Source organism: Pseudomonas sp. BIGb0164 (genome assembly GCF_024810135.1).
In the GTDB taxonomy this organism is placed as follows: domain Bacteria; phylum Pseudomonadota; class Gammaproteobacteria; order Pseudomonadales; family Pseudomonadaceae; genus Aquipseudomonas.
The window spans coordinates 140,738-163,656 of the sequence record NZ_JANUEA010000013.1 but is presented as its reverse complement, the minus strand read 5'-3'; the positions used below and the strand labels follow the sequence as shown (position 1 = coordinate 163,656).

Annotated in this window: 21 protein-coding genes; 12 read left to right on the top strand and 9 right to left on the bottom strand. The window is 62.9% G+C overall.

Annotated features, from left to right (window positions below):
- The first annotated feature begins 170 nt into the window (after positions 1 to 170).
- Genes M2394_RS29225 through M2394_RS29200 form a run of 6 tightly spaced genes read left to right on the top strand, consistent with a single transcriptional unit; the run spans position 171 to position 8,408 of the window.
- Positions 171 to 2,000, top strand: coding sequence for an extracellular solute-binding protein (locus M2394_RS29225; RefSeq protein WP_259175628.1), 1,830 nt, complete (start codon positions 171 to 173; stop codon positions 1,998 to 2,000).
- Complete coding sequence (locus M2394_RS29220; protein WP_178923702.1) at positions 1,997 to 3,835, top strand: extracellular solute-binding protein; 1,839 nt, start codon at positions 1,997 to 1,999, stop codon at positions 3,833 to 3,835. Before M2394_RS29225 ends, M2394_RS29220 begins: the two co-directional genes overlap by 4 nt.
- Positions 3,836 to 4,909, top strand: coding sequence for a microcin C ABC transporter permease YejB (locus M2394_RS29215; protein ID WP_176997811.1), 1,074 nt, complete (start codon positions 3,836 to 3,838; stop codon positions 4,907 to 4,909).
- A 1-nt stretch (position 4,910) separates the two neighbouring features.
- A complete protein-coding gene (locus M2394_RS29210; RefSeq protein WP_017738565.1) occupies positions 4,911 to 5,930 on the top strand; it encodes an ABC transporter permease in 1,020 nt (339 codons plus the stop codon).
- A 1-nt stretch (position 5,931) separates the two neighbouring features.
- Positions 5,932 to 7,536, top strand: coding sequence for an ABC transporter ATP-binding protein (locus M2394_RS29205; protein ID WP_259175626.1), 1,605 nt, complete (start codon positions 5,932 to 5,934; stop codon positions 7,534 to 7,536).
- Entirely contained in the window at positions 7,533 to 8,408 is an 876-nt protein-coding gene (locus M2394_RS29200) for an AraC family transcriptional regulator (protein ID WP_259175624.1), read from the top strand. Before M2394_RS29205 ends, M2394_RS29200 begins: the two co-directional genes overlap by 4 nt.
- On the opposite strand, the gene M2394_RS29195 is transcribed toward M2394_RS29200, so the two are convergent.
- A complete protein-coding gene (locus M2394_RS29195; protein WP_259175623.1) occupies positions 8,350 to 8,937 on the bottom strand; it encodes a LysE family translocator in 588 nt (195 codons plus the stop codon). The two genes, M2394_RS29200 and M2394_RS29195, sit on opposite strands and share 59 nt — an antisense overlap.
- A 169-nt stretch (positions 8,938 to 9,106) precedes the next feature.
- Here M2394_RS29195 and M2394_RS29190 point away from each other — a divergent pair, with 169 nt between their 5' ends.
- The 3 genes from M2394_RS29190 (at position 9,107) to M2394_RS29180 (ending at position 11,743) form a co-directional block, all read left to right on the top strand.
- Positions 9,107 to 10,126 (top strand): NAD-dependent epimerase/dehydratase family protein, encoded by a 1,020-nt coding sequence (locus M2394_RS29190; protein WP_259175622.1) that lies wholly within the window; start codon positions 9,107 to 9,109, stop codon positions 10,124 to 10,126.
- Between the two features lie 131 nt (positions 10,127 to 10,257).
- On the top strand, positions 10,258 to 11,100 hold the full coding sequence (locus M2394_RS29185) for an alpha/beta fold hydrolase (protein ID WP_259175621.1): 843 nt from the start codon (positions 10,258 to 10,260) through the stop codon (positions 11,098 to 11,100).
- A 64-nt stretch (positions 11,101 to 11,164) separates the two neighbouring features.
- Positions 11,165 to 11,743, top strand: coding sequence for a TetR/AcrR family transcriptional regulator (locus M2394_RS29180; protein ID WP_178923721.1), 579 nt, complete (start codon positions 11,165 to 11,167; stop codon positions 11,741 to 11,743).
- A 6-nt stretch (positions 11,744 to 11,749) separates the two neighbouring features.
- Here M2394_RS29180 and M2394_RS29175 read toward each other — a convergent pair whose 3' ends face one another.
- Together M2394_RS29175 and M2394_RS29170 are read right to left on the bottom strand one after the other, a co-directional pair.
- Positions 11,750 to 13,438, bottom strand: a complete 1,689-nt coding sequence (locus M2394_RS29175) for a phospholipase D-like domain-containing protein (RefSeq protein ID WP_259175620.1) — start codon at positions 13,436 to 13,438, stop codon at positions 11,750 to 11,752.
- 53 nt (positions 13,439 to 13,491) lie between these two features.
- Positions 13,492 to 13,926, bottom strand: a complete 435-nt coding sequence (locus M2394_RS29170; RefSeq protein ID WP_259175619.1) for a helix-turn-helix domain-containing protein — start codon at positions 13,924 to 13,926, stop codon at positions 13,492 to 13,494.
- 107 nt (positions 13,927 to 14,033) lie between these two features.
- On the opposite strand from M2394_RS29170, the gene M2394_RS29165 reads away from it, so the two are divergent.
- The gene (locus M2394_RS29165; protein ID WP_259175618.1) at positions 14,034 to 14,732 is read left to right on the top strand and encodes an SDR family oxidoreductase; all 699 of its coding nucleotides are present in this window, start codon (positions 14,034 to 14,036) and stop codon (positions 14,730 to 14,732) included.
- Here the strand turns inward: M2394_RS29165 and M2394_RS29160 are convergent.
- Positions 14,722 to 15,606, bottom strand: a complete 885-nt coding sequence (locus M2394_RS29160; protein WP_259175617.1) for an NAD(P)/FAD-dependent oxidoreductase — start codon at positions 15,604 to 15,606, stop codon at positions 14,722 to 14,724. The genes M2394_RS29165 and M2394_RS29160 overlap by 11 nt on opposite strands.
- 145 nt (positions 15,607 to 15,751) lie before the next feature.
- Here M2394_RS29160 and M2394_RS29155 point away from each other — a divergent pair, with 145 nt between their 5' ends.
- Complete coding sequence (locus M2394_RS29155; RefSeq protein ID WP_259175616.1) at positions 15,752 to 16,189, top strand: Rrf2 family transcriptional regulator; 438 nt, start codon at positions 15,752 to 15,754, stop codon at positions 16,187 to 16,189.
- Here the strand turns inward: M2394_RS29155 and M2394_RS29150 are convergent.
- Positions 16,186 to 16,815 carry a ribonuclease T2 gene (locus tag M2394_RS29150; protein WP_259175615.1) on the bottom strand — a complete coding sequence of 210 codons (630 nt, stop codon included), beginning with the start codon at positions 16,813 to 16,815 and terminating at the stop codon, positions 16,186 to 16,188. The genes M2394_RS29155 and M2394_RS29150 overlap by 4 nt on opposite strands.
- Positions 16,816 to 16,861: 46 nt before the next feature.
- Positions 16,862 to 17,842: a Gfo/Idh/MocA family protein gene (locus M2394_RS29145; RefSeq protein WP_259175614.1), complete on the bottom strand. Its 981-nt coding sequence runs from the start codon at positions 17,840 to 17,842 to the stop codon at positions 16,862 to 16,864.
- A gap of 126 nt (positions 17,843 to 17,968) precedes the next feature.
- On the opposite strand from M2394_RS29145, the gene M2394_RS29140 reads away from it, so the two are divergent.
- Complete coding sequence (locus M2394_RS29140; protein WP_178923728.1) at positions 17,969 to 18,331, top strand: NUDIX hydrolase; 363 nt, start codon at positions 17,969 to 17,971, stop codon at positions 18,329 to 18,331.
- Here M2394_RS29140 and M2394_RS29135 read toward each other — a convergent pair.
- Genes M2394_RS29135 through rocD form a run of 3 tightly spaced genes read right to left on the bottom strand, consistent with a single transcriptional unit; the run spans position 18,317 to position 22,867 of the window.
- Entirely contained in the window at positions 18,317 to 19,030 is a 714-nt protein-coding gene (locus M2394_RS29135; RefSeq protein ID WP_259175613.1) for a transporter substrate-binding domain-containing protein, read from the bottom strand. The genes M2394_RS29140 and M2394_RS29135 overlap by 15 nt on opposite strands.
- Complete coding sequence (acnA, locus tag M2394_RS29130) at positions 19,023 to 21,677, bottom strand: aconitate hydratase AcnA (RefSeq protein WP_259175612.1); 2,655 nt, start codon at positions 21,675 to 21,677, stop codon at positions 19,023 to 19,025. The genes M2394_RS29135 and acnA overlap by 8 nt, the downstream gene beginning before the upstream one ends.
- Positions 21,674 to 22,867 (bottom strand): ornithine--oxo-acid transaminase, encoded by a 1,194-nt coding sequence (gene rocD / locus M2394_RS29125; RefSeq protein ID WP_259175611.1) that lies wholly within the window; start codon positions 22,865 to 22,867, stop codon positions 21,674 to 21,676. Before rocD ends, acnA begins: the two co-directional genes overlap by 4 nt.
- Positions 22,868 to 22,919 lie beyond the last annotated feature (52 nt).

The following is a 22,919-nucleotide window of genomic DNA, read 5'->3' as shown; positions in this document are numbered from 1 at the left end:
CTCGCGAATGCAGAGGATCAGTCAATGCAACCAGTGACTGACACACCGTATTCGCGAGCAAGCCCGCTCCCACATTGGATCCCCAGTGCTCTCGGCACGCTTTTTCCAACCGGAACAAGCTGTTACTGTACCGATCATAAAGCCCAAGCCGCCTGGATCGGATCTCTGACTTGAAGCGTCCCCTCCTTCTTCTAATAAGTCTGGCCTTGAGCTTTGCTGCGAACGCGACGATTACCGAGAGCCACGGTTACACGCAGTTCGGCAGGCTCAAGTACCCGGCCAAATTCACCCACTTCGATTGGGTAAACCCTGCAGCGCCGAAAGGCGGGACCTTGCGGGTCATGGCGTTTGGCACGTTCGACACGCTCAACCCCTACACCTTCAAGGGCTCGAGCCCGGTTTCCACCCCCAATTTCCTGCAGTACGGCGTCAATGAGCTCAATGAGCCGTTGATGGTCGGCACCGGCCAGTACGCGCCGTCCGGTGATGAGCCCACCTCCAGCTATGGGCTGATTGCGCAGTCGGTGGAGTACAGCGAAGACCGCAGCTGGGTGGTGTTCAACCTGCGCCCGGAAGCCCGCTTCCATGATGGCAAGCCGATCACCGCCTATGACGTGGCGTTTTCCTATCGCACACTGCTCACCGAAGGCCACCCGCAGTACCGCACCAACCTGCAGGAAGTCGCCCGGGTCGATATTCTCAACCGCCACCGTATCCGTTTTGTGTTCAAGCGCGCCGGCAACCCGTTGCTGATCCTGCGCCTGGGCGAGCTACCAGTGCTGCCCCAGCACTACTGGAAAAACCGCGACTTCAAGGCCACCACCTTTGAACCTCCATTGGGCAGCGGCCCGTACCGCATCACCAAGGTAACGCCGGGCCGGCAACTGGTGTTCGAGCGGGTCAAGGACTACTGGGGCAAGGACTTGCCGGTCAACCAGGGGCTCTACAACTACGACAAGGTCGAGGTGGAGTTCTACCGCGACAGCGACGTGGCCTTCGAAGCCTTCAAGGCCGGCGAATTCGACATCTATATCGAGCACCAGGCAAAAAACTGGGCCACCGGCTACAACTTCCCGGCGGTCAACCGGGGCGACGTGATCAAGGCGCAGATCGCCCACCAGATCCCGACCCAGAGCCAGGGCCTGTTCATGAATACGCGGCGGCCCACGTTCAGCCAGACCAAGGTGCGCGAAGCCCTGGGGCTGATGTTCGACTTCGAATGGACCAACCGCACCCTGTTCAGCAGCGCCTACAAGCGCACCTTGAGTTATTACCCCAACAGCGAATTCTCGGCGACCGGCGTACCCGTGGGTCACGAGTGGCTGATGCTGTCGCCCTACCGCGACCAGTTGCCGGCCAACCTGTTCACCCAACCCTTCAGCCTGCCGCAGACCGACGGCCGCGGCATCCCGCGCGAGACCATGCGCCGCGCCCTGGCCCTGCTCGGCGAAGCCGGCTGGAAACTGTCGGGCCAGCGCCTGCTCAACAGTGACGGCCAGCCGTTGCGTTTCGAGATCCTGCTGGTGAACCCGAACCTGGAGCGCATCCTGCAGCCCTACGTCGAAAACCTGATCAGCATCGGCATCGACGCCCGCCTGCGCACCGTTGACCGGGCGCAATACAAACAGCGCCTGGATCAGTTCGACTTCGACATGATCCTGATCACCCTCAACCAGACCCTGAGCCCCGGCCTTGAACAGTGGCAGTACTTCCACTCCAGCCAGGCGGCCATCAAGGGCAGCAAGAACTACGCAGGCATCGCCAACCCGGTGGTCGATCACCTGCTGGAGCAACTGCTGGCCGCACAGACCCGCGAAGAGCAATTGGCCGCTGGCCGAGCCCTCGACCGGGTGCTGCTGTGGCAGCACTACAGTATTCCCAACTGGTATCTCAACTATCATCGCTTGGCGTACCGCAACCGGTTCGCCTTTGTCACCACACCGCCCTACAGCCTGGGCCTGAGCGCGTGGTGGCTGAAAGCTTCGGAGAAAGCCCAATGATGTTCTTGCGTACTGCTCTGCTCTCCAGCCTGTTGCTGAGTGCCGTGGCCCATGCCGCACCGCAACATGCGCTGACGCTGTACAACGAACCGCCGAAATACCCCGCCGACTTCAAACACTTCGACTACGTGAACCCCGATGCGCCCAAGGGCGGCACCTTCCGCGAATCGAGCATGGGCGGCTTCGACAGCCTCAACCCCTATATCAGTAAAGGTGTGCCCGCCGACAATGTGCCGCTGATCTACGACACCCTGGCCATGCAGAGCCTGGACGAGCCAATCACCGAGTACGGCCTGGTGGCCGGCAAGATCGAAAAGGCCCCGGACAACAGCTGGGTACGCTTCTACCTGCGCCCCGAAGCACGCTTTCATGATGGCCACCCGATCCGCGCCGAAGACGTGATTTTCACCTTCCAGACGTTGATGAAAGAAGGTTCGCCGATCTACCGCACCTACTACGCCGACATTGACGAAGTAGTGGCCGAAGACCCGTTGCGCGTGCTGTTCAAGTTCAAGCGCACCAACAACCGCGAATTGCCGCTGATCCTCGGGCAATTGCCGGTATTGCCCAAACACTGGTGGGCCACCCGCGATTTCTCCAAGGGCAACCTGGAAATCCCATTGGGCAGCGGGCCGTACAAGGTGGCCGAGGTCAAGCCCGGGCGCATGGTGCGCTACGAGCGGGTCAAGGATTACTGGGCCAAGGACCTGCCGATCACCCGGGGCTTCTACAACTTCGACAATCGCATCACCGACTACTATCGCGACAGCACCGTCGCCCTGGAAGCCTTGAAGGCCGGGCAGTTCGACTACTGGCTGGAGTTCAGCGCGAAGAACTGGGCCAATGCCTACAACATCCCGGCCGTGGCCCAGGGGCGCCTGATCAAGGAAGAAATCCCCAACGGCAACCCCACCGGTATGCAGGGCTTCGTGTTCAACACGCGCAAGCCGATGTTCCAGGACGTGCGCGTGCGCAAGGCGATCAGCCTGCTGCTGGATTTCGAGTGGAGCAACAAGCAGCTGTTCAACGGCGCCTACACGCGTACGCGCAGTTACTTTGAAAACTCGGAGATGGCCGCCACCGGCCTGCCCGGCCCGGATGAGCTGAAAATCCTCGAACCGCTGCGCGGCAAGGTCCCCGAAGAAGTCTTCACCCAGGCGTTCGAACCGTCCAAAACCGACGGCAGCGGCATGATCCGCACCCAGCAACGCGAGGCCTACCAACTGCTGCAAGAGGCCGGCTGGCGCATCGTCGATGACAAGATGGTCGACACCACGGGCAAGCCGGTGACCATCGAGTTCCTGCTGGCCCAGACCGAGTTCGAGCGCATCCTGCTGCCGTTCAAGCGCAACCTCGCCGACCTGGGCATCGACCTGGTGATCCGTCGGGTGGACGTCTCGCAGTTCATCAACCGCATTCGCTCGCGGGACTTCGACATGCTGGTGGGCAGCTTCCCGCAGTCCACCTCGCCGGGTAATGAACAGCGCGAATTCTGGTCGTCCTCCAGTGCCGACAAACCTGGCAGCCGCAACTACATGGGCCTCAAGGACCCGGCCGTCGACCAGTTGGTCGAAGAGCTGATCGATGCCGACTCGCGCAAGAGCCTGGTCGCCCACGCCAAGGCGCTGGATCGCGTGCTGCAGTTCGGCTACTACGTGATCCCCAACTGGCACATCAAGACCTTCCGCGTGGCGTATTGGGACCACCTCGGCCACCCCAAGGTCTCGCCGCGTTATGACGTCGGCACCGCCACCTGGTGGGCCAAACCGGACGCCAAGCCGGCGGTCTCCCTGGACACTACCCAAAGCGCCGATCCGGCGAGTGGAGGCGATTAAATGCTGGCCTATATCATTCGCCGCCTGTTGCTGATCATCCCCACGCTGTTCGGGATCCTGCTGATCAACTTCATCATCATCCAGGCCGCCCCCGGTGGGCCCGTGGAACAGATGATCGCCAAGCTCGAAGGTTTTGAAGGCGCCACCAGCCGCATTGCCGGCGGCGGTGCCGAGGTCTCGGTGGCCGGCTCCAGCTACCGCGGCGCCCAGGGCCTGGACCCGGCCCTGATCAAAGAAATCGAGAAGATGTACGGCTTCGACAAATCGGCGCCGGAACGCCTGTGGATCATGGTCAAGAACTACGCCCGGCTGGACTTTGGCGACAGTTTCTTCCGCGACGCCAAGGTCATCGACCTGATCAAGGAAAAGATGCCGGTGTCCATTTCCCTCGGGCTCTGGAGCACGCTGATCATGTACCTGGTGTCGATCCCACTGGGGATCGCCAAGGCCACGCGACACGGCAGCCACTTCGACGTGTGGACCAGTTCGGCGATCATCGTCGGCTACGCGATCCCGGCGTTCCTGTTCGCGATCCTGTTGATCGTGGTGTTTGCCGGGGGCAGTTATTTCGACTGGTTCCCGTTACGCGGGCTCACCTCCAACAACTTCGACGAACTGAGCTGGGGCGGCAAGATCCTCGATTACTTCTGGCACCTGGCGCTGCCGATCACAGCCCTGGTGATCGGCAACTTCGCCACCATGACGCTGCTGACCAAGAACAGCTTTCTCGACGAGATCAACAAGCAATACGTGATCACCGCCAAGGCCAAGGGCCTGACCAACCATCGAGTGCTCTACGGCCATGTGTTTCGTAACGCGATGCTGCTGGTGATCGCCGGTTTCCCTTCGGCCTTCATCGGTATCTTCTTCACCGGCTCGTTGCTGGTGGAAGTGATCTTCTCCCTCGACGGCCTGGGCCTGATGAGCTTTGAAGCGGCGATCAACCGCGACTACCCGATTGTGTTCGGCACGCTGTTTATCTTCACCCTGCTGGGGCTGATCGTGAAACTGATCGGCGACCTCACCTACACCCTGGTCGATCCGCGTATCGACTTTGCCAGCCGGGAGCATTGAGATGAACCTGTCCCCCCTCAATCGCCGTCGGTTCGAGCGGTTCAAGGCCAACAAGCGTGGCTGGTGGTCGCTGTGGCTGTTCCTGATTCTGTTCGTGCTCAGCCTGGGCGCGGAGTTGATCGCCAACGACAAGCCCCTGGCGGTGCACTTCGATGGCGACTGGTACTTCCCGGCGCTCAAGCGCTACCCGGAAACCACCTTTGGCGGCGAGTTCCCGCTGGAGGCCAACTACAAGAGCCCGTACATCCAGGAACTGCTAAAAGCCAAGGACGCCTGGACCCTGTGGGCGCCGATCCCGTTCAGCTACCAGAGCATCAACTACGACCTCAAGGTGCCGGCGCCTGCGCCGCCCTCGTCGGTGAACCTGCTGGGCACCGATGACCAGGGGCGCGATGTACTGGCGCGGGTCATCTATGGCTTCCGGGTGTCGGTGCTGTTTGCCCTGACGCTCACGGTGCTCAGCTCCATCATTGGCGTGATCGCCGGCGCCTTGCAGGGTTTTTATGGCGGCTGGGTCGACCTGGCCGGGCAGCGCTTCCTAGAGATCTGGTCCGGCCTGCCGGTGCTGTACCTGCTGATCATCCTCGCCAGTTTCGTGCAGCCCAACTTCTGGTGGCTACTGGGGATCATGCTGCTGTTCTCGTGGATGAGCCTGGTGGACGTGGTGCGCGCCGAGTTCCTGCGCGGGCGCAACCTGGAATACGTGCGCGCGGCCAGGGCCTTGGGCATGCAGAACGGCGCGATCATGTTCCGCCATATCCTGCCCAACGCGATGGTCTCGACCATGACCTTCATGCCCTTCATTCTCACCGGCGCCATCGGCACCCTCACCGCACTGGACTTCCTCGGCTTCGGCTTGCCGGCCGGTTCGCCGTCCTTGGGCGAGTTGGTGGCCCAGGGCAAATCCAACCTGCAAGCGCCGTGGCTGGGCATGAGTGCCTTTGCCGTGCTGGCGATCATGTTGAGTTTGCTAGTGTTTATCGGCGAGTCTGCTCGCGATGCCTTCGACCCGAGGAAATGAGATGAATCAGGACAATCTGATCGAAGTCCGCGACCTCAGCGTCGAGTTTGTCACCGGCGATCACCACCACCGCGTGGTGAACAACGTCAGCTTCGATATCAAGCGCGGCGAAACCCTGGCGCTGGTGGGTGAAAGCGGCTCGGGCAAATCGGTGACGGCCCACTCGATCCTGCGCCTGCTGCCCTACCCGCTGGCGCGGCATCCGTCGGGCAGCATCGAGTATTCCGGCCAGGACCTGCTGACCCTCAAAGAGAAAACCATCCGCCATATTCGCGGCAACCGCATCGCGATGATCTTCCAGGAGCCGATGACCTCGTTGAACCCGCTGCACTCCATCGAGAAGCAGATCAACGAAGTGCTGGGCCTGCACAAAGGCCTGCAGGGCAAGGTCGCCACCCGGCGCACCCTGGAACTGCTGGAACTGGTGGGGATTCCCGAGCCGCATAAGCGCCTCAAGGCCCTGCCCCACGAATTGTCCGGCGGCCAGCGCCAGCGCGTGATGATTGCCATGGCCCTGGCCAACGAGCCGGAGCTGCTGATTGCGGATGAGCCCACCACCGCCCTCGACGTGACCGTGCAGCTGAAGATTCTTGAACTGCTCAAGGAATTGCAGGCGCGCCTGGGCATGGCACTGCTGCTGATCAGCCATGACCTGAACCTGGTGCGGCGTATTGCCCACCGCGTGTGTGTGATGCAGAAGGGTTGCATCGTCGAGCAGGCCGATTGCGAGACGCTGTTCCAGTCGCCACAGCACCCTTATACCCAGGAACTGCTGGCGGCGGAACCGAGCGGTGGCCCGGCGACCAATGAGGTCGGCCCGCCGTTGCTAGAAGTGGATGACTTGAAGGTCTGGTTCCCGATCAAGAAGGGCTTTCTGCGCAACACCGTCGATTACGTCAAGGCCGTGGACGGCATCAACTTCAGCCTGCCTCAGGGCCAGACCCTGGGCATCGTCGGCGAGAGCGGCTCGGGCAAATCCACCCTGGGCCTGGCAATTCTGCGGTTGATCGGCAGCAAGGGTGGTATTCGTTTTGAAGGCCAACCACTGGACCAGCTCAACCAGCAACAGGTGCGCCCGCTGCGCCGGGAAATGCAGGTGGTGTTCCAGGACCCGTTCGGCAGCCTGAGCCCGCGCATGTGCGTCAGCGAGATCGTCGGCGAAGGCCTGCGCATCCACAAGATGGGCACCCCGGCCGAGCAGGAAGCGGCGATCATCGCCGCGCTCAAGGAGGTGGGCCTGGACCCGGACGCCCGCCATCGCTACCCCCACGAGTTCTCCGGCGGCCAACGCCAACGCATCGCCATCGCCCGCGCCCTGGTGCTCAAGCCGCGCCTGATCCTGCTGGACGAGCCCACCTCGGCCCTGGACCGCACGGTGCAACGCCAGGTGGTGGAATTGCTGCGTAGCTTGCAGGCCAAGTACAACCTGACCTACCTGTTCATCAGCCATGACCTGGCGGTGGTCAAGGCGCTGAGTCATCAGCTGATGGTGGTCAAACATGGGCAGGTAGTGGAACAAGGCGATGCCCAGGCGATCTTCGCCGCACCGCAGCATGGCTATACGCGGCAGTTGCTGGAAGCGGCGTTCCTGGTGCCTCGCTCATGACCGCCGCGACGGCACCGCTGTTCTGGCGTGACCCGGCGTTGGCGTTTATCGAAGCGCGCACGATCGCTGACGGGCGCAAGGTGACTTACACCCGCCATTCCCACGAGCATTTTTCCATCGGCGCCGTGACCACGGGGTGCAGCTACTACCATTACGGCGCGCAGACGTTCGAGATCAGCGCTGGCACCGTGGTGCTGATGAACCCAGGCGATGTACATGCCTGCAACCCCATCCATGACCAGCATTGGTCTTATCAGATGCTGTACATCGACACCCTCTGGCTGACTGACCTGCAGCACCAATTGGGTTTCAGCACGGATCAGGGCTACCGCCCCTTCAATACGCCTTATACCCGCGACGCGATGTTGTACGCGGGCCTGCTGGCGTTGTACCGGATACTGGTGGATGAGCGCGCTGAACCTCTGCAAAAGCAAAGCGCATTGGTGAGTTATTTCACTGAAGTGCAGCAGCGACTGAACCCGGTCGATACGCCGTTGCGTGAGGTCAATGGCAAGCTGGAGCGCGCGGCCGACTACATCCGCGAGCACTGCACTCAGGCCCTGAAGCTGGGAGACATTTGCCTGGCGGCCGAGCTGTCGCCCTCCTACCTGATCCGTGCCTTCAAGCAGTATTACGGGCTGACGCCCCATGCGTTCCTGGTGAACCTGCGCATCCAGTTTGCCCGCGCCAAATTGCGCCAGGGCGAGCTGATCGCCGATGTGGCGCTGGCCGCAGGGTTTGCCGACCAGGCGCATTTCCAACGGGCCTTCAAACAGCATTGTGCGGCCACGCCCGGGCAATACCGTGACGTGCTCAAGCCATCAGCAAATACCCCACACTGGCCACCAGCAACGCGGCCATTGAGCGGTTGAACAGGCGCATGCCCTGAGGGTTGCTCAAGTAGCGACGCAGAAAGGTCCCGGCATAGGCCCAGCACGCCACCGACAGGTAACAGATCACCAGGTAGAGCGCCGCAAACAGCCACACCTGCCGCGCATCGCCATCGGCCACAAACAAGCCCATGCCTGCCACACAGGCCAGCCACGCCTTGGGGTTGAGCCATTGCATGATCGCGCCATACAGCATCGACGGCGCCGTGGCCGTGCCGTCGGCGTCCAGCCGGCCATCGTCCGCCGCGAGCTTCCACGCCATGTACAGCAAAAAGGCCACCCCGCCCCACTGGATCAATTGCGTCAGGATCGGCCAACGCACCAGCACTTCGTGCAACCCCAGGCCAATCAGCACCAGTAGCACCGTGAAGCCGCTGGCGGCACCGAACACGTGCTTCTGGCTGGCGACGAAGCCAAAGCGCGCCCCCGAACTCAGCGCGACCACATTCACCGGGCCCGGCGTGATAGACGTGGCCAGGGCAAAAGCGGCCATGGAAAGAAGAGCGCTCATTGCAGTTCCTTTTAGTCGACGAGTCACGAGGGGATACGGTAAAGGGCCGGCTTCGCGGGGTATTGAAGAAAATAACCCTCTGTGAATTATTTTGTATACGACTGTAGACTTATACTGATTTCAGCCCTAGAGTCAGCCTCACTTCGTTCACACAAGCGGGAGAAAAGTGATGGCTGAGACCGTTCTGGTCACCGGTGGTACGGGCTACATCGCCGGCTGGTGCCTGGCAGGCCTGTTGCAACAGGGTTATCAGGTGCGCACCAGTTTGCGCAGCCCTGACAAAGAGGCTGGGGTGCGCGCCGCGTTGAGCGGCCTGGGTATCGATCATCACCGGCTGACGTTCTTCATCGCCGACCTCACCCGCGATGAAGGCTGGGACGCTGCCATGATCGGCTGTGATTACGTACTGCACGTGGCCTCGCCCCTGGGCCTGGACGCGCCGCAACACCTGGACGACATGGTTGCCCCGGCACGGGACGGCACTTTGCGCATCCTGCGTGCCGCCACCGGGGCCGGCGTGCGCCGGGTGGTGATGACCAGCGCCGCCACCGTCGCCACCCCGCCGCTGCAAAGCCCCGACAGCCTGAGCGACGAGACGGTGTGGTTCGACCCCGCTGAAACCCATGTCACCCCTTACCGCCACGCCAAGCGCCAGGCGGAGCGTGCCGCCTGGGACTTCATGGCCAAGCATGAAGGCCCGACGACCTTGACCACCGTGTTGCCCGGTGCGGTCTTCGGGCCGATCATGAGCCGCGATACCCTGGGTTCGGTGCAAGTCATCGCGCGCCTGCTGCAAGGCCGCGCCAAGGGCAACCCGCGCCTGGGCTTCGAAGTGGTGGATGTGCGTGACCTGGCCGACCTGCATATCCGCGCCATGACCGCCCCCGCCGCTGCGGGCCAACGGCTCCTCGGCGTTGGCAGGTTCATGTGGATGGCCGAGATTTCCCAGGTGCTGCGCGACCGGTTGGGTGACGCCGCGCACAAAGTGCCCACGCGCACTATCCCCGACTGGCTGCTGCGCCTATTGGCGCGCTTCGACCCCCTGCTGCGCGGCCTCACCCCCAACCTTGGCCGCGCCCACCGCCACAGCGCGGAAAAGGCCCGCCTGCTGTTGGGCTGGCAAGCGCGCCCGGCGGAGGACACATTGATCGATTGTGCCACTGGCCTGATCGACCACAAGGCGCTTTAGACGCTTTTATTCCATTGATATAGCTGAATTTTTTTCTTTCAGCCGACGATTTCCGATAGGCAAAAATGCGTTTTTGCCGATCAGCGGCGGTGCTAGAGTTCAGCGCCTACTCACTGCAAAAAGGAACCGCCATGTCACGCCGTCTACTGGCAGCCGCCTGCCTGTTGCTGTCTTTTTCCGCGGCTCAGGCCGCTGAACGCTGGGAAACCCTGCCGCCGACACCCGCCCCCGTGGCCGGCGCAAAAACCGGCTATGCCCCGGTCAATGGCATCAAGGTCTACTACACCCGCACCGGCCACGGTTCGCCGGTGGTGTTACTGCACGGCGGCCTGTCCAACTCGGATTACTGGGGCAACCAGGTCAAGGCCCTGTCGGCCAAGCACGAAGTGATCAGCATCGACAGCCGTGGCCACGGGCGCAGCTCACGCAATGAACAGCCGTACGGCTATGACCTGATGGCCGACGATGTGGTGGCCGTGCTGGACAACCTGAAAATCCCGCGTGCCGACATCGTCGGCTGGAGCGACGGCGCAATCATCGGCATCGACCTGGCCCTGCGTCATCCGGACCGCATCGGCAAGGTCTTTGCGTTTGCCGCCAACACCCAGACCGCCGGCGTAAAAGACGCCGTGGAGAAAAACCCGACCTTTGCCGCCTTTATCGAACGCGCCGGCAAGGAGTACGCCAAGCTGTCGCCAACGCCGAAAGAGTACGACGCGTTCGTCGAGCAGATCAGCCACATGTGGGCCAGCCAACCGAACTGGACCGACGCACAACTGGCGAGCATCAAGACGCCGATCCTGATCGCCGATGGCGACCATGACGAAGCGATCAAGCGCGAGCACACCGAGTACATGGCCGCGACCATCCCTGGCGCCGGCCTGCTGATTCTGCCCAACACCAGCCACTTTGCCTTCCTGCAAGACCCGGCGTTGTTCAATGCCGCGGTACTGGGCTTCCTCGACAGCAAATAGACCCTGTACCCTGTGGGCGCGCACGACCTGCGCACCCACAGCCCCCAGTCATGTCAGGACGCCCATGCCCAACCCCACTCCACGACGGCGCAATGCCGCCGCCACCCGCGATGCCATCCTGTTATCAGCGCGCAAGGCCTTTGCCCAATCCGGCTACGACGGCGCCGGCGTGCGTGAAATCGCGGCCGGTGCGGGCGTGACGGCGATGCTGGTCAACCGTTACTTCGGCTCCAAGGAACAGCTGTTTGCCGAGGTGATCGCCGACACCATGGCCAGCCCGATCATCCTCACCGAAAGCAACCTCAGCGCGGAAAACCTCGGCCGCACGATCGCCACGGCACTGGTCAGCATCACCGAAGCCGGCAGCACACCGCTGGAAGGTTTCCTGATCATGCTGCATTCGGCGTCGAGCAAACGCGCCGCCGTGATCGGTCGCGAACAAGTGGAAAAAGGCCATCAGGCAACCATGGCCGCCGCGCTCAAGGGCGCGCACCACGAAGAACGTGCGGCCCTGGTGATGGCACTGGTCTCGGGCTTTCAGGTGATGCGCCAGATGCTCGAACTGTCGGCGCTGGCCAAGGCTGATCCGCAGGTGCTGATCGATCTGTTGACGCCCCTGTTCCAGCAACTCGTGGACGGCTGAGCGCGCTTATTTCACAAACAACTCGCGGTCCCGGGCCTTGACGTGGCCGGGGCTGTAATACGCGTCGAACCAGGTCTTCTGTCCTGCAGCGGGCGGTTTGGCCAGGCGCAACGTTTGCAGCGCGCCGGGCTTGCTCGCATTGACCCGGAAGTGGAAGTGATCGAACAGGCGCAGCGCCTCGATCGCATACACCACGGCGATCTTGCGGTCTTCGATGCGGATCAGGTGGTCACCGTTGTTCTTCTCACCGCCGCCCGCCAGGTTGGACGAACCGGTGTACACCGTGGGGTTGGCGCCATTGAAGTCGGTGACCACAAACTTGTTGTGCACCATGTTCCCCGCATTGCCCGACCATTCAGCCTTGAACGGCGCCGGCACGTTGCTGGCCAGGTAACCGAACGGCAGCAAGCCCACCGAGCCATCCGGCTTGCGCACCGCCAGCTTGCCGGTGCGCTGGGCCACGCCGTAGGAGAACAATGAGCGCTGCATCAGCGTGTCCAGGGCGTCACGCACCTTGCCGTTGATCAGGCTCAGAAACACGATGGAGTACAACACCGAACTGGTGGCCTGCTCGATGCTGGTGGCGATGGGGTCCAGGGACAGCGCGCTGTCAGCATGGGGCGCGAAGCACAACGAGACTTTGGAGCCCGGCTGATCGCGCACCACCCACCATTGTTGCGAGAGCGGGTGCTTGCGAAAGGTGGTGGGCGCCGACCAATAGGCCTCGAACACTTCGGCAAACTTGCCGGCCACCGTGGCGTCGTCAAACAGCAGCACGTTATTGGCTTGGATATACAAACCGCGCAGGGCGAAATTGGTCGAGCCGCCCAACACCCGGATCGCCTCTCCGGCGCGCCGCACGATCAGCACTTTGTTGTGTTGCTGGCTGGAGAAATGCAGGCGCCGGATCTGCGCACCCGCTGCCGTCAGGCGCGCAGCACTGAGGCTTTCGCAACTGTCGGCGGTGCCCTGGTCACCGTGGTCATCGATGATCGCCCGTAAGCGTGGGCCGAGGCCTTCGAGGCGGCGCAGGATATCGGGTTCCTTGCTCTCATAGATCAGCGCGTCGAGGGTCAGCTCGGGGTCGTTGGCCACCTGATCCAGCACGTTGAGGATCAGCTGCCGCGCTTCGAAACCCAGCCAGGCGTAGTTGCGTTCGAAGGGCGTCATGTCCAGGTCCAGGTAGGCCCGAGGCGCGGAACCTGAGGGCGGCAGGATGCGGGTTTCATTGTTGAAACGATCGCCGTAGGCCTGGGATGAGGCGAACCCTCGGGTAAAGCCGATGTTCACGATGTCGCTGATGGTTTGCGCTTCCAGGGACACCTGGTTTTCCAGGCTGACACCCTTGGACAACGTGCCGTCTGCGCCCATGTAGCACGCGGTGACGCGGTAGCGGAACACGCCGGGCAGGATCTCGCTGGGCACGTGGATCCAGCGGAATTTCTGGAACGGCGCCTCGGTGGACGGAAAGCTGCGCGGCTGCTCCGGGGTGGGCGGGTAGTCGAAGTGCAGGCGGTTGTGCAGCACGCCCCAGTGGTCGGCGCCGGGGTAGCGCACTTCGATGCTGAACCCGACAAAATCCGGCGTCGCCAGGTCCGGCGCCAAATCGAAGGCCAACAGCGCCGCCCCCTCGCCACGGTACAGCTTGAAGGTCAGCCCCTGGAACGTGGTCTTGCTTTCGAAGTCGGCGCTCAAGCGATGTCCTTTGTGCGAAGAGGCGGTGTGTAGAGTCTAGCGCGTGCGCCTGATCAAGCCACTGGTGCCTGGGTAACGATGTCTTCGAGGCCCAGCACGCGACCGTCCTCGGACAGCACCTCCACCTTGCGCAACGGCTTGAGTAAGCGCGCGTCCAGTACTCGCCGCCCTACCGTCTCCGGCTGGGTGTGGGTTTCACCCCATTGCGCCAGGGTCACCAGTACCGGCATCAGTGCGCGGCCTTTGTCGGTCAGTTGGTATTCACTGCGTGCGCCCACTTCGCTGGTTTGCAGCAGGCCTTGCTCGACCATGTCCTTGAGGCGCGTGGCGAGGATGTTTTTCGCTACGCCCAGGCGTTTCTGGAAATCACCGAAGCGCGTCACGCCGGCAAACGCATCGCGGATGATCAGCAGCGTCCACCAATCCCCCACCACATCCAATGCACGGGCGACCGGGCAACCGTCACCTTCCAGGCATTTGCGTTTCATCGTGGGGCCTCCCGGCAGTCAGAAATATTAGGTTGCATTATAGGACCGATGCGCTCAGGATAAAAACAGTTTCATCATTAAACCTAAATCAGCGTACGGAGCTCATCATGGATATTCGTGGAAAAGTGGTATTGGTCACCGGCGCCAATCGTGGCCTGGGCAAAGCCTTCGTGACGGCCCTGCTGCAAGCGGGTGCCGCCAAGGTGTATGCCGGTGCACGGGATGTGGCCAGCGTGAATATTTCCGGCAGCACGCCCATCGCCCTCGACATCACCGACGAAGCCAGCGTGCAGCGCGCCGCCGAGCAATGCAGTGACGTCAGCGTGCTGATCAACAATGCCGGTGCACTCAATCGCGGCGCCCTGTTGGATGCCGACAGCGTCGACAACCTGCAGCACCATTTTGATGTGAACACCCTCGGCACCCTGCGCGTGACCCGTGCCTTTGCGCCGGTCCTGGCCAAACACGGCGGCGGCGCGTTGATCAACATCATCTCGGTATTGAGTTGGCTGAGCAGCCCGGGCGCCGGGGCCTACAGCGCTTCAAAATCGGCCCAGTGGGGCCTCACCAACGGCCTGCGCAGCGAATTGCGCGAGCAGCAAACACTGGTGATCGGCGTGCACCCCGCCTACATCGACACCGACATGACCGCCGGTATCGAAGCGCCGAAGAGCACACCCCAAGAAGTGGTTGCACTGACCCTGCAAGGGCTCAGCGAAGGCCGCGAAGAAGTGGTGATCAGTGACATGGGCCACGCGGTGAAGGCCTCGCTGTCCACCGAACGTCCGATCTACCTCACCCGCTGATCAACGAAAAATGCGCGCCCACCCCGGCGCGCACGCCCTCACCCACTGCCAAGGCCACAGAGCCTCCCGCGAGGGCGACATCGCCACAGGCAAACACGCCGTCCACCGAGGTCTGGCGTGTTTCGTTGGTCTGCAGATACGGCCCTGTGGGGCCATCGACCTGCTCGCATCCCAATTGGGCCGCCAGTGGGCTGATGCGGGTACGCGACAGGGTGAAGATGCCGTCGAGCTTGAAGACGCGCCCATCGACCAACTCAAGATCCGCACGCTCACCGCTGATGCGCTTTACCCCAGCACTTTCCACCCTGACGCCCCGCCGTGCCAGTTGCGCCTGCTGCTCGGCATCCGGCGCGAACACGCCGTTGGTGAACAAGGTGGTGCTGCCCCAATCCGGCAACATCAACGCGTGGTGCATCGCCAGGGGTGAAGTGGCCAGGACGCCGATTCGGCCCTGGTCCAACTCATAGCCGTGGCAGTAAGGGCAATGAAACACCCGCGTGCCCCAGCGTTCCTGCAAGCCGTCGATCGGCGGCAAGTCATCGACCACACCGCTGGCCAGGATCAGGCGCTTGGCGCTGAACGTGCCGTTGCATTGGGTACGCAGGCTGAAACCCTCAGGCTGACGCAGCGCTTCAAGCGCGGTGTCCTGTACCCACGTCACCGTCGGGTACTCCATCAATTGGCTGCGCCCTTCGGCCGCGATGACCGCGGGTGACTCGCCATCCTGACCGAGAAAACCGTGGGAAGTGGCCGCGAACCGGTTGCGCCGAAGCCCCGCATCAACCACCAGCACCTGGCGCCGCGCCCGCGCCAGTTGCAGGCCTGCGGACAAGCCGGCATAGCTGCCGCCTACGATAATGACGTCGTACATCATGGCTCTGATCTCGCTGTGCATGCGCCCTGGTTGTCCGGGCACTTTCACGACACACCATAAGTTACGTAAAAATACGCCGTCAAGAGTCTCGCAACTTTTTAGGTTACGAACGATACTTTGCGTCGAATCGACCTGAGGTTTTTTGATGAGAAACGACACCCGGCTGTCCCGCATGCTCCACGTGCTGATCCACATGGGCCGCCACGAAGCGCGCGCCACGTCGGACACCATCGCGCAAATGCTGGGCACCAACCCGGTGGTGGTGCGACGCACGCTCGGGTTGCTCAAGGAAAAAGGCTATGTGCGCTCGGAAAAAGGCCACCAGGGCGGCTGGACCCTGGGCAAGCCCTTGAGTGAAATCACCTTGCTGGAGATCCACAACGCGCTGGGCACGCCGTCGATCTTTGCCATCGGCCTGTCCACCGACCACCCGCAATGCCTGGTGGAGCAAGCGGTGAACGCGGCACTGACGGACGCGTTCGAACAGGCCCAGGCCCTACTGCTCAAGCGCCTGGGCGATGTCACCCTGGCGCAGTTGGCCGACGATTTTGACGAGCGCTACCGCGTAGCCATGCTGCCTTAGCGCTGTGAAGGGATGCGGATATCGCCGTCACGGCATTGGCTTTTGACACTGCGCGGGCAGCCGGCGAAGGCCAGGTCCTTGGTCAGGCACACGCGCACTTCCGACAGCACCTTGCCTTTGCAGATCACTGCCAGCCCATGGTTGCCCATGCGCGGGTTGCTCTGGCGAAACAGCGCATCGATCTCGCTGGCCTGCAACGACGGCGGCGTGTTGAACGGCTGCAACTGCTGCGGAATCACAACCGCACCCAGTGCCGCATCGGTTTTTTCCAGGTACGCCAGCGGCTCCAGCCCGCTGCAGGTGCCATGCTTGGCCCATTCGTGCCTGAGCAGCGAACGGGTCGGAAACAGCGTCGCACCCTTGTCGATCTCTTCGCGGCTCAATTGCGATTGCGGCGCGCAAGAGGCGGGCCACCCGCCCCGTGCGTATTGCGGCCACAAGCCGTGTAAGACAAACCCGTAACCCTTGCCAGAACACTGCTCGTTGTCCGGGTGCGTCAGGCAAAACGTCGGCGACCATGACAACGACAACACATAAAAATCAAACACCCCAGGCGTGCCCTGCTCTCGTGGCGCCGCCATCGCACCCGTGGCAATCGCCAGCCACATCAACATCCAGTACTTCATCGGTCTATTCCTTGAGAAAGTCATTCACCCATCAACCCTAGCCCGACTATTCGGGTTGATGGGGGTTACGCAGTAGCACCCGGTCCAGAATCTTGTCGGTTTTCAACGCTTCGATCGCCAGCGACGGGTGTTCAGCCTCACCCCGGATATGCGCATTCATGCCCAGTACGTGATGCCATTGGATATGTATATGGCACGGCACCTCCAGCACCTCGTTGGACTCGCCCTCAAGCCGCAGCGGCTGGTCGTCGAACACGGAAAACCGAATACGCCCGCGGCTGCCGATCATCTCCACAAGGTCTTCGCGCCGGTCCGCCACAAAGTTCCAGCAGCCCATGCCGAGTGCGCCCGAGGCAAAGCGCCAGCTGGCGGTGACGGCGTCCTCGGCGGCATAGCGGCCCTCCTGGCGCGCGGTAAAGCCGGACACGTCGACAATATCCCCGGCCAGGTACTGGAACAGGTCAAAGCCATGGCTGGCGAGGTCGGCAAAGTAACCGCCACCGGCGATGGCCGGGTCGGTGCGCCAGTTGGCGGCGTTGGCATCCTCGACGGCGGCGGGCTTGCACAGGGTCCACGTCAGGTGACGCAATTCGCCGATGCGTCCCTCGTGCAACCAGTCGCGCACTTGCTGGAAGCGTGGCAGCGAGCGACGGTAATACGACACAAACAGATGCAGCCCGGCCTTCTCGAAGGTGCGCTGCATCAGGGCGCTCTGCTCGGCATTCAATGACATGGGCTTTTCGACACAGCAATGCTTGCCGGCTGCCGCCACCCTCAGGCTGTACTCCAGGTGACTGTCAGGGGGCGTGGCGATGTACACCGCGTCCACCTCGGGGTCGTCGATCAGGGCCTGGGCGTCGGTGTAGAAACGGGCAATGCCATGGCGCGCCGCGTAATCGCGCACGGCGTCCTCGCGGCGCCCCATCACGGCCACGAGCGCCGAACCTGGCGCTTTGTAGAAAGCGGGTCCACTCTTCAACTCAGTGACACTGCCGCAACCGATCATGCCCCAACGTACGGTGTTCATCTGTTCTCCTCGTCCGTTTTCATCAATCCGGCAGTATCCACATCCCCGCCGACACGCGCCATAACCACTGAGCATGACAATTGCATTACACTTTTATGACATTCATCCCGTGCAGGGGCAGACACGATGAAAATCAGGGCAACGGTCATTTGCGAACACGAGGGGCACATCCTCTTCGTGCGCAAGGCCAGATCGAAATGGGCGTTGCCGGGCGGCAAGGTCGAACGCCATGAGCGCGCGGTCGGCGCGGCTGAACGCGAGCTGCAGGAAGAAACCGGATTGAACGTGGACGGCCTGTTGTATTTGCAGGAATTGAAAGCCCGCGACACCGTCCACCACGTGTTCGAAGCGTCAGTGGTAAACATCACCGATGCAAAACCTTGCAACGAAATAGTCGACTGCCAGTGGCATCCCTATGGCGCCATGGATGAACTGGACACCACCGACGCCACCCGCCACATCGTCAAAGCCTTCCTACGTCGCCTGTAACTCAGCACTCTGGCCGCTGGCCAGCAACCCTCGCTTCACACTGCCATTTGCGATCTGCCGTTCGACAAAGGATCTGACGAACGCGGCAGCGGCCGCATGCGCCACCGGTACGGCCATGGCCTGGCGGATGGTCATGAAGTCATCTTCGAGCAGACGCCGTTGCGCACTGACCTGGGTACGCAGGAAATCCCGCACGCCCGCCGCCGCATCCAGTTCCTGCTCGACAAACCAGTCCACCGCCGCCGCCGAAGTGGGCGCACGCACCAGTTCCGCATGCTTGAGCGTACGGCTCAAATACAGGTCATAAGCGGCGCCCTGGCCCACGGCGATGCGCCGGCCCGGTGCGTCCAGTTGGGCGACGTGAGTGAGGGACGAATCCATGGCCACCAGGCACGTGCCCTTGATCTCCACGTAAGGCGCGCTGAAGGCAATCTCCTGCTCGCGCACCGGCTCGATCGCCAGGAATGCCACACGCCAGGCATCCTCGGCCAAGGCGGCGAAGACCTTGCCCGCCGCCTCGAAGGTGATCAATTGCAGTTCGACGCCCAATACCTCGGCCAACGCCTTGGCCAGTTCCACCGAAACCCCTTGGGGTTCGCCACCTGCACCGCGTTGCGCCAGTACCGGGTTGCCGAAGTTGATCGCGGCGCGCAGCACGCCCTCAGGGGCCAGTTGTTGCATGACACGTGGGTCAACCATCGAGTGCTCCTTGGCGGGTTCGTTGCACGGTCTTGCGAATCACGAATGGCAAGACCCCACCGTGCTCAAGGTACCCAAGCTCCTGCTGCGAGTCGAGGCGCAAGGCCAATGCACAGTGGGACACACTGCCGTCAGCGCGATCGATCAGCAGGGTGATCGGGTTCTCACCCACCTGGAGGGTCTCCAGCCCCAGGAACGTCAACCGCTCACTGCCGTCGAGCTGCAAGTCCTGCACCGAAGCGCCATCGGCAAACACCAGCGGCAACACGCCCATGCCAATCAGGTTGCTGCGGTGAATACGCTCGATACTGCGCGCCACCACGGCCTTGACCCCCAGCAGGCTCAACACCTTGGCCGCCCAATCGCGGCTGGAACCGGCGCCGTAGTTGACCCCGGCAAACAACACCGTCGGCGTGCCCGCGTAGCTGTGCGCTGCCAGGTACAGCGGCAGGTATTCACTGTGATCGGCATTCCAGGCCCACACGCCCTGGCGCGGTGCTTGGGTGCGGTCCAGCAGGTTGTTCAGGCGCGGGTTGGTGAAGGCACCGCGCACCATCACTTCGTGGTTGCTGCGCCGAGTCGAATACTGGTTGAAGTCCGCCTCGGCCTCGCCACGCTCACGCAGCCAGGCACCGGCCAGGCTGTGGGCCGGGATGGTGCCGGCCGGCGAGATATGGTCGGTGGTCACGTTATCGCCAAGCACCACCAACGCCCGCGCATTGCTCAGGGCCAGGCGGTTGACCGGTCGGGGTTGCACACCCACCAGATACTGCGGGCGGCGCAGGTAGGTGGAATCGGGGTTCCAAGCAAATTGCACGCTGCCATCGGCCTCCAGCGCCTGCCAATGGTGGGTGCCGCGCCAGAGCAAGTCCTGGCGCTGCCGGAACACCTGCGGGCGCACCACCCGCGCCACCAGCGCGGCCACGTCGGCATCGCTGGGCATCAGGTCATGCAGGTACACCGGCAGGCCCCGGTCATCCAGCGCCAATGGCTGGGAGGACAGGTCGATGTCGATGCTGCCCGCAATCGCATAGGCCACGCACAGTGCCGGCGAGGCCAGGTATCCGGCGGGCACCCGGGGGTTGACCCGGCCTTCGAAATTACGATTGCCCGACAGCACCACCACGCCCTTGAGCCCCTGCCCGGCAAACGCCTCGACATGCGCCTCCAGGCTGCCGGAGTTGCCGATGCACGTCATGCAACCGAACCCCGCCAGGTCAAACCCCAGGGCGGAAAAGTCCTCCAGCAACCCGGCCTCGCCGAGGTAGTCCGCCACCACCTGCGACCCCGGCGACAGCGATGTCTTGACCCACGGCCTGCGCCCCACGCCACGCTCACGGGCGTTGCGCGCCAACAGCCCGGCCTGGATCATCTGCGCCGGGTTGGCGGTGTTGGTGCAACTGGTAATGGCCGACATCACCACCGCGCCATGGGTCAGCGGCGCCTCAAACGACGGCTCGAAGAACTGCTGCCCTGGCTCACCCTGCACATGCCGGTGGAAGGACGCGCCGGCGCCCGCCAGCGACTGGCGCTGATGCGGCTGATGGGGTCCGGCGACACTGGGCTCGACCTGCGCCAGGTCCAGTTCGATCAACTCATCGAACTGCGGCTCCGGTTCACCCGCCTGCCGCCACAAGGATTGCGCCGCCATATAGGCCGAGACCTTGGCCAGCAGCGGCGCCGGTCGGGCGCTCAATTCCAAGTAGGCCAGCGTCTCGTCATCGAACGGGAAAAACACCACGGTCGCGCCATACTCCGGCGCCATGTTCGCCACCGTACCGCGTGCCGCCCACGTCAGGTTCGACAGGCCCGGCCCGCTGAATTCGACAAACTTGCCCACCATGCTGCGCTGGCGCAGCAGTTCGGTGACGGTCAGCGCCAGGTCGGTGGCGGTCACGCCTGGGCGCAGGGCATTGCTGACGCGAATCCCCACCACCTGGGGAAACGGGATCGGCACCGGCTCACCGAGCATGGCCGCCTGCCCTTCCAGGCCACCCACACCCCAGCCCAGCACGCCGATGGCGTTGATCATCGGCGTATGGCTGTCGGTGGCGACCATGCAGTCGGGGTGCAGCAGCACACCGCCGTCGGCGGTGGGGCTTTCCCACACCACCTGGGCGATGGACTCCATGTTCATCTGATGGATGATCCCGGTGCCCGGCGGGATCACCTTGAAGTTGTCCAGGCTGGCCTGGGCCCACTTGATAAACCGGTAGCGCTCGCTGTTGCGGCGAAAGTCGATGTCCAGGTTGGCATCCACCGCACCGGCTTCGGCGTAGTGCTCGACGATCACCGAATGGTCGATGGTCAGCACCGCCGGAATCGACGGGTTCACTGCCGTCGGGTCGCCGCCCAGTTCCGCCACCACGTCGCGCATCCCGGCAAAATCCGCCAGGGCCGGCAGGCAGGTGGTGTCATGGAACATCAGGCGATTGGGCTGGAACGGCACCTCGCAGTCCGGCCCCCCCGCCGTCGCCCGCGCCAGCACCTGTGGCAAGGATGCCGGCGCACAACGCGCGATGTTCTCCAGCAGAATGCGCAGGGAGTACGGCAGCCGGTGCAACTGCGCCGGGGTCAACAGCTGATGCAGGTCGATGTAGGCGTAGCGCTGCTGGTCGATGGTCAGGTGGTTGAGAAAGTCGCTCATAGCGCTGCAAACACCCGCTCGATACGAGCCAGGCCCCAGTCCAGTTCCTCACGGGTGATGGACAGTGGCGGCGCGATACGCAGCACGTTTTCGTGGGTTTCTTTGGTCAGCAGGCCTTCGGCGAGCAACGCTTCGCAGATCGGCCGCGCATCGCGGTCCAGCTCCACGCCCACCCACAAACCGCGCCCGCGAATCTCACGGACCGCCGGTACGTTCATCGCCTTCAGGCGCTCCACCAGGTACTGGCCCAGCGTCGCGCTGTTATCGATCAAGCCTTCCTCTTCCAGCACGTTCAAGGCTTCCAGGCCAACGGCGGCGGCCAGCGGGTTGCCGCCAAACGTGGAGCCGTGGCTGCCAGCATCGAACAGGTCCATCACCGAGTGGTCCGCCACAAACGCCGACACCGGCATGATCCCGCCGCCCAGGGCCTTGCCGAGGATCAGCGCATCCGGGCGAATGCCCTCGTGCTGGAAGGCAAACCACTTGCCGGTACGGCCCAGGCCCGACTGGATTTCATCGAGGATCAGCAAGGTGTTGGTCTCGTCGCACAGCTGGCGCAGCGCACGCAGGAAACCGGCGGGCGGCACCCGGATACCGGCTTCGCCCTGGATTGGCTCGATCAGTACTGCGCAGGTGTCGGCGGTGATCGCTTGGCGAAAACTGTCGATATCGCCAAAGCGCGCTTCGGTGAAGCCATTGCAGAACGGGCCGAAATCGGCCTTGTAATCCGGCTCGGAAGAGAAGCCGACAATCGTGGACGTGCGGCCATGGAAGTTGTTGTCGGCCACCACGATTTTGGCCTGGTTCGCGGCAATGCCCTTGACCCGGTAGCCCCAGCGGCGCGCGGCCTTGATCGCGGTTTCCACCGCCTCGGCGCCACTGTTCATCGGCAGCACCGAATCAAACCCGGTAATGCGGCACAGGGCCTGGAGGAAGTTGCCCAACGGCTCACTGTAGAACGCCCGTGACACCACGCTGATCTTGTCGATCTGCGCCACGGCGGCGGCGCGGATACGCGGGTGCACATGGCCGTGGCTGACAGCCGAATAGGCCGACATCATGTCCAGGTAGCGCTTGCCGTCATTGCCAATGACCCACACGCCTTCGCCCTTGACGATGACCACCGGCAGTGGCGAATAGTTATGGGCGCAGAAACGGTTTTCGAGGGTGATTGCCGGGTTGGAGTGCATGGGGGGTGTCCTGCAAGAAGAAGGTTTATCAAACAATGAAGATCAACTGTGG

Coding starts and splice junctions, on each gene's coding strand:
- M2394_RS29150 (WP_259175615.1), bottom strand. CDS start 16,815: ATGAAGTACTGGATGTTGATGTGGCTGGCGATTGCCACGGGTGCGATG.
- M2394_RS29215 (WP_176997811.1), top strand. CDS start 3,836: ATGCTGGCCTATATCATTCGCCGCCTGTTGCTGATCATCCCCACGCTG.
- M2394_RS29205 (WP_259175626.1), top strand. CDS start 5,932: ATGAATCAGGACAATCTGATCGAAGTCCGCGACCTCAGCGTCGAGTTT.
- M2394_RS29220 (WP_178923702.1), top strand. CDS start 1,997: ATGATGTTCTTGCGTACTGCTCTGCTCTCCAGCCTGTTGCTGAGTGCC.
- M2394_RS29165 (WP_259175618.1), top strand. CDS start 14,034: ATGGATATTCGTGGAAAAGTGGTATTGGTCACCGGCGCCAATCGTGGC.
- M2394_RS29210 (WP_017738565.1), top strand. CDS start 4,911: ATGAACCTGTCCCCCCTCAATCGCCGTCGGTTCGAGCGGTTCAAGGCC.
- M2394_RS29145 (WP_259175614.1), bottom strand. CDS start 17,842: ATGAACACCGTACGTTGGGGCATGATCGGTTGCGGCAGTGTCACTGAG.
- M2394_RS29140 (WP_178923728.1), top strand. CDS start 17,969: ATGAAAATCAGGGCAACGGTCATTTGCGAACACGAGGGGCACATCCTC.
- rocD (WP_259175611.1), bottom strand. CDS start 22,867: ATGCACTCCAACCCGGCAATCACCCTCGAAAACCGTTTCTGCGCCCAT.
- M2394_RS29190 (WP_259175622.1), top strand. CDS start 9,107: ATGGCTGAGACCGTTCTGGTCACCGGTGGTACGGGCTACATCGCCGGC.
- M2394_RS29200 (WP_259175624.1), top strand. CDS start 7,533: ATGACCGCCGCGACGGCACCGCTGTTCTGGCGTGACCCGGCGTTGGCG.
- M2394_RS29160 (WP_259175617.1), bottom strand. CDS start 15,606: ATGATGTACGACGTCATTATCGTAGGCGGCAGCTATGCCGGCTTGTCC.
- M2394_RS29170 (WP_259175619.1), bottom strand. CDS start 13,926: ATGAAACGCAAATGCCTGGAAGGTGACGGTTGCCCGGTCGCCCGTGCA.
- M2394_RS29155 (WP_259175616.1), top strand. CDS start 15,752: ATGAGAAACGACACCCGGCTGTCCCGCATGCTCCACGTGCTGATCCAC.
- M2394_RS29180 (WP_178923721.1), top strand. CDS start 11,165: ATGCCCAACCCCACTCCACGACGGCGCAATGCCGCCGCCACCCGCGAT.
- M2394_RS29135 (WP_259175613.1), bottom strand. CDS start 19,030: ATGGTTGACCCACGTGTCATGCAACAACTGGCCCCTGAGGGCGTGCTG.
- M2394_RS29185 (WP_259175621.1), top strand. CDS start 10,258: ATGTCACGCCGTCTACTGGCAGCCGCCTGCCTGTTGCTGTCTTTTTCC.
- acnA (WP_259175612.1), bottom strand. CDS start 21,677: ATGAGCGACTTTCTCAACCACCTGACCATCGACCAGCAGCGCTACGCC.
- M2394_RS29195 (WP_259175623.1), bottom strand. CDS start 8,937: ATGAGCGCTCTTCTTTCCATGGCCGCTTTTGCCCTGGCCACGTCTATC.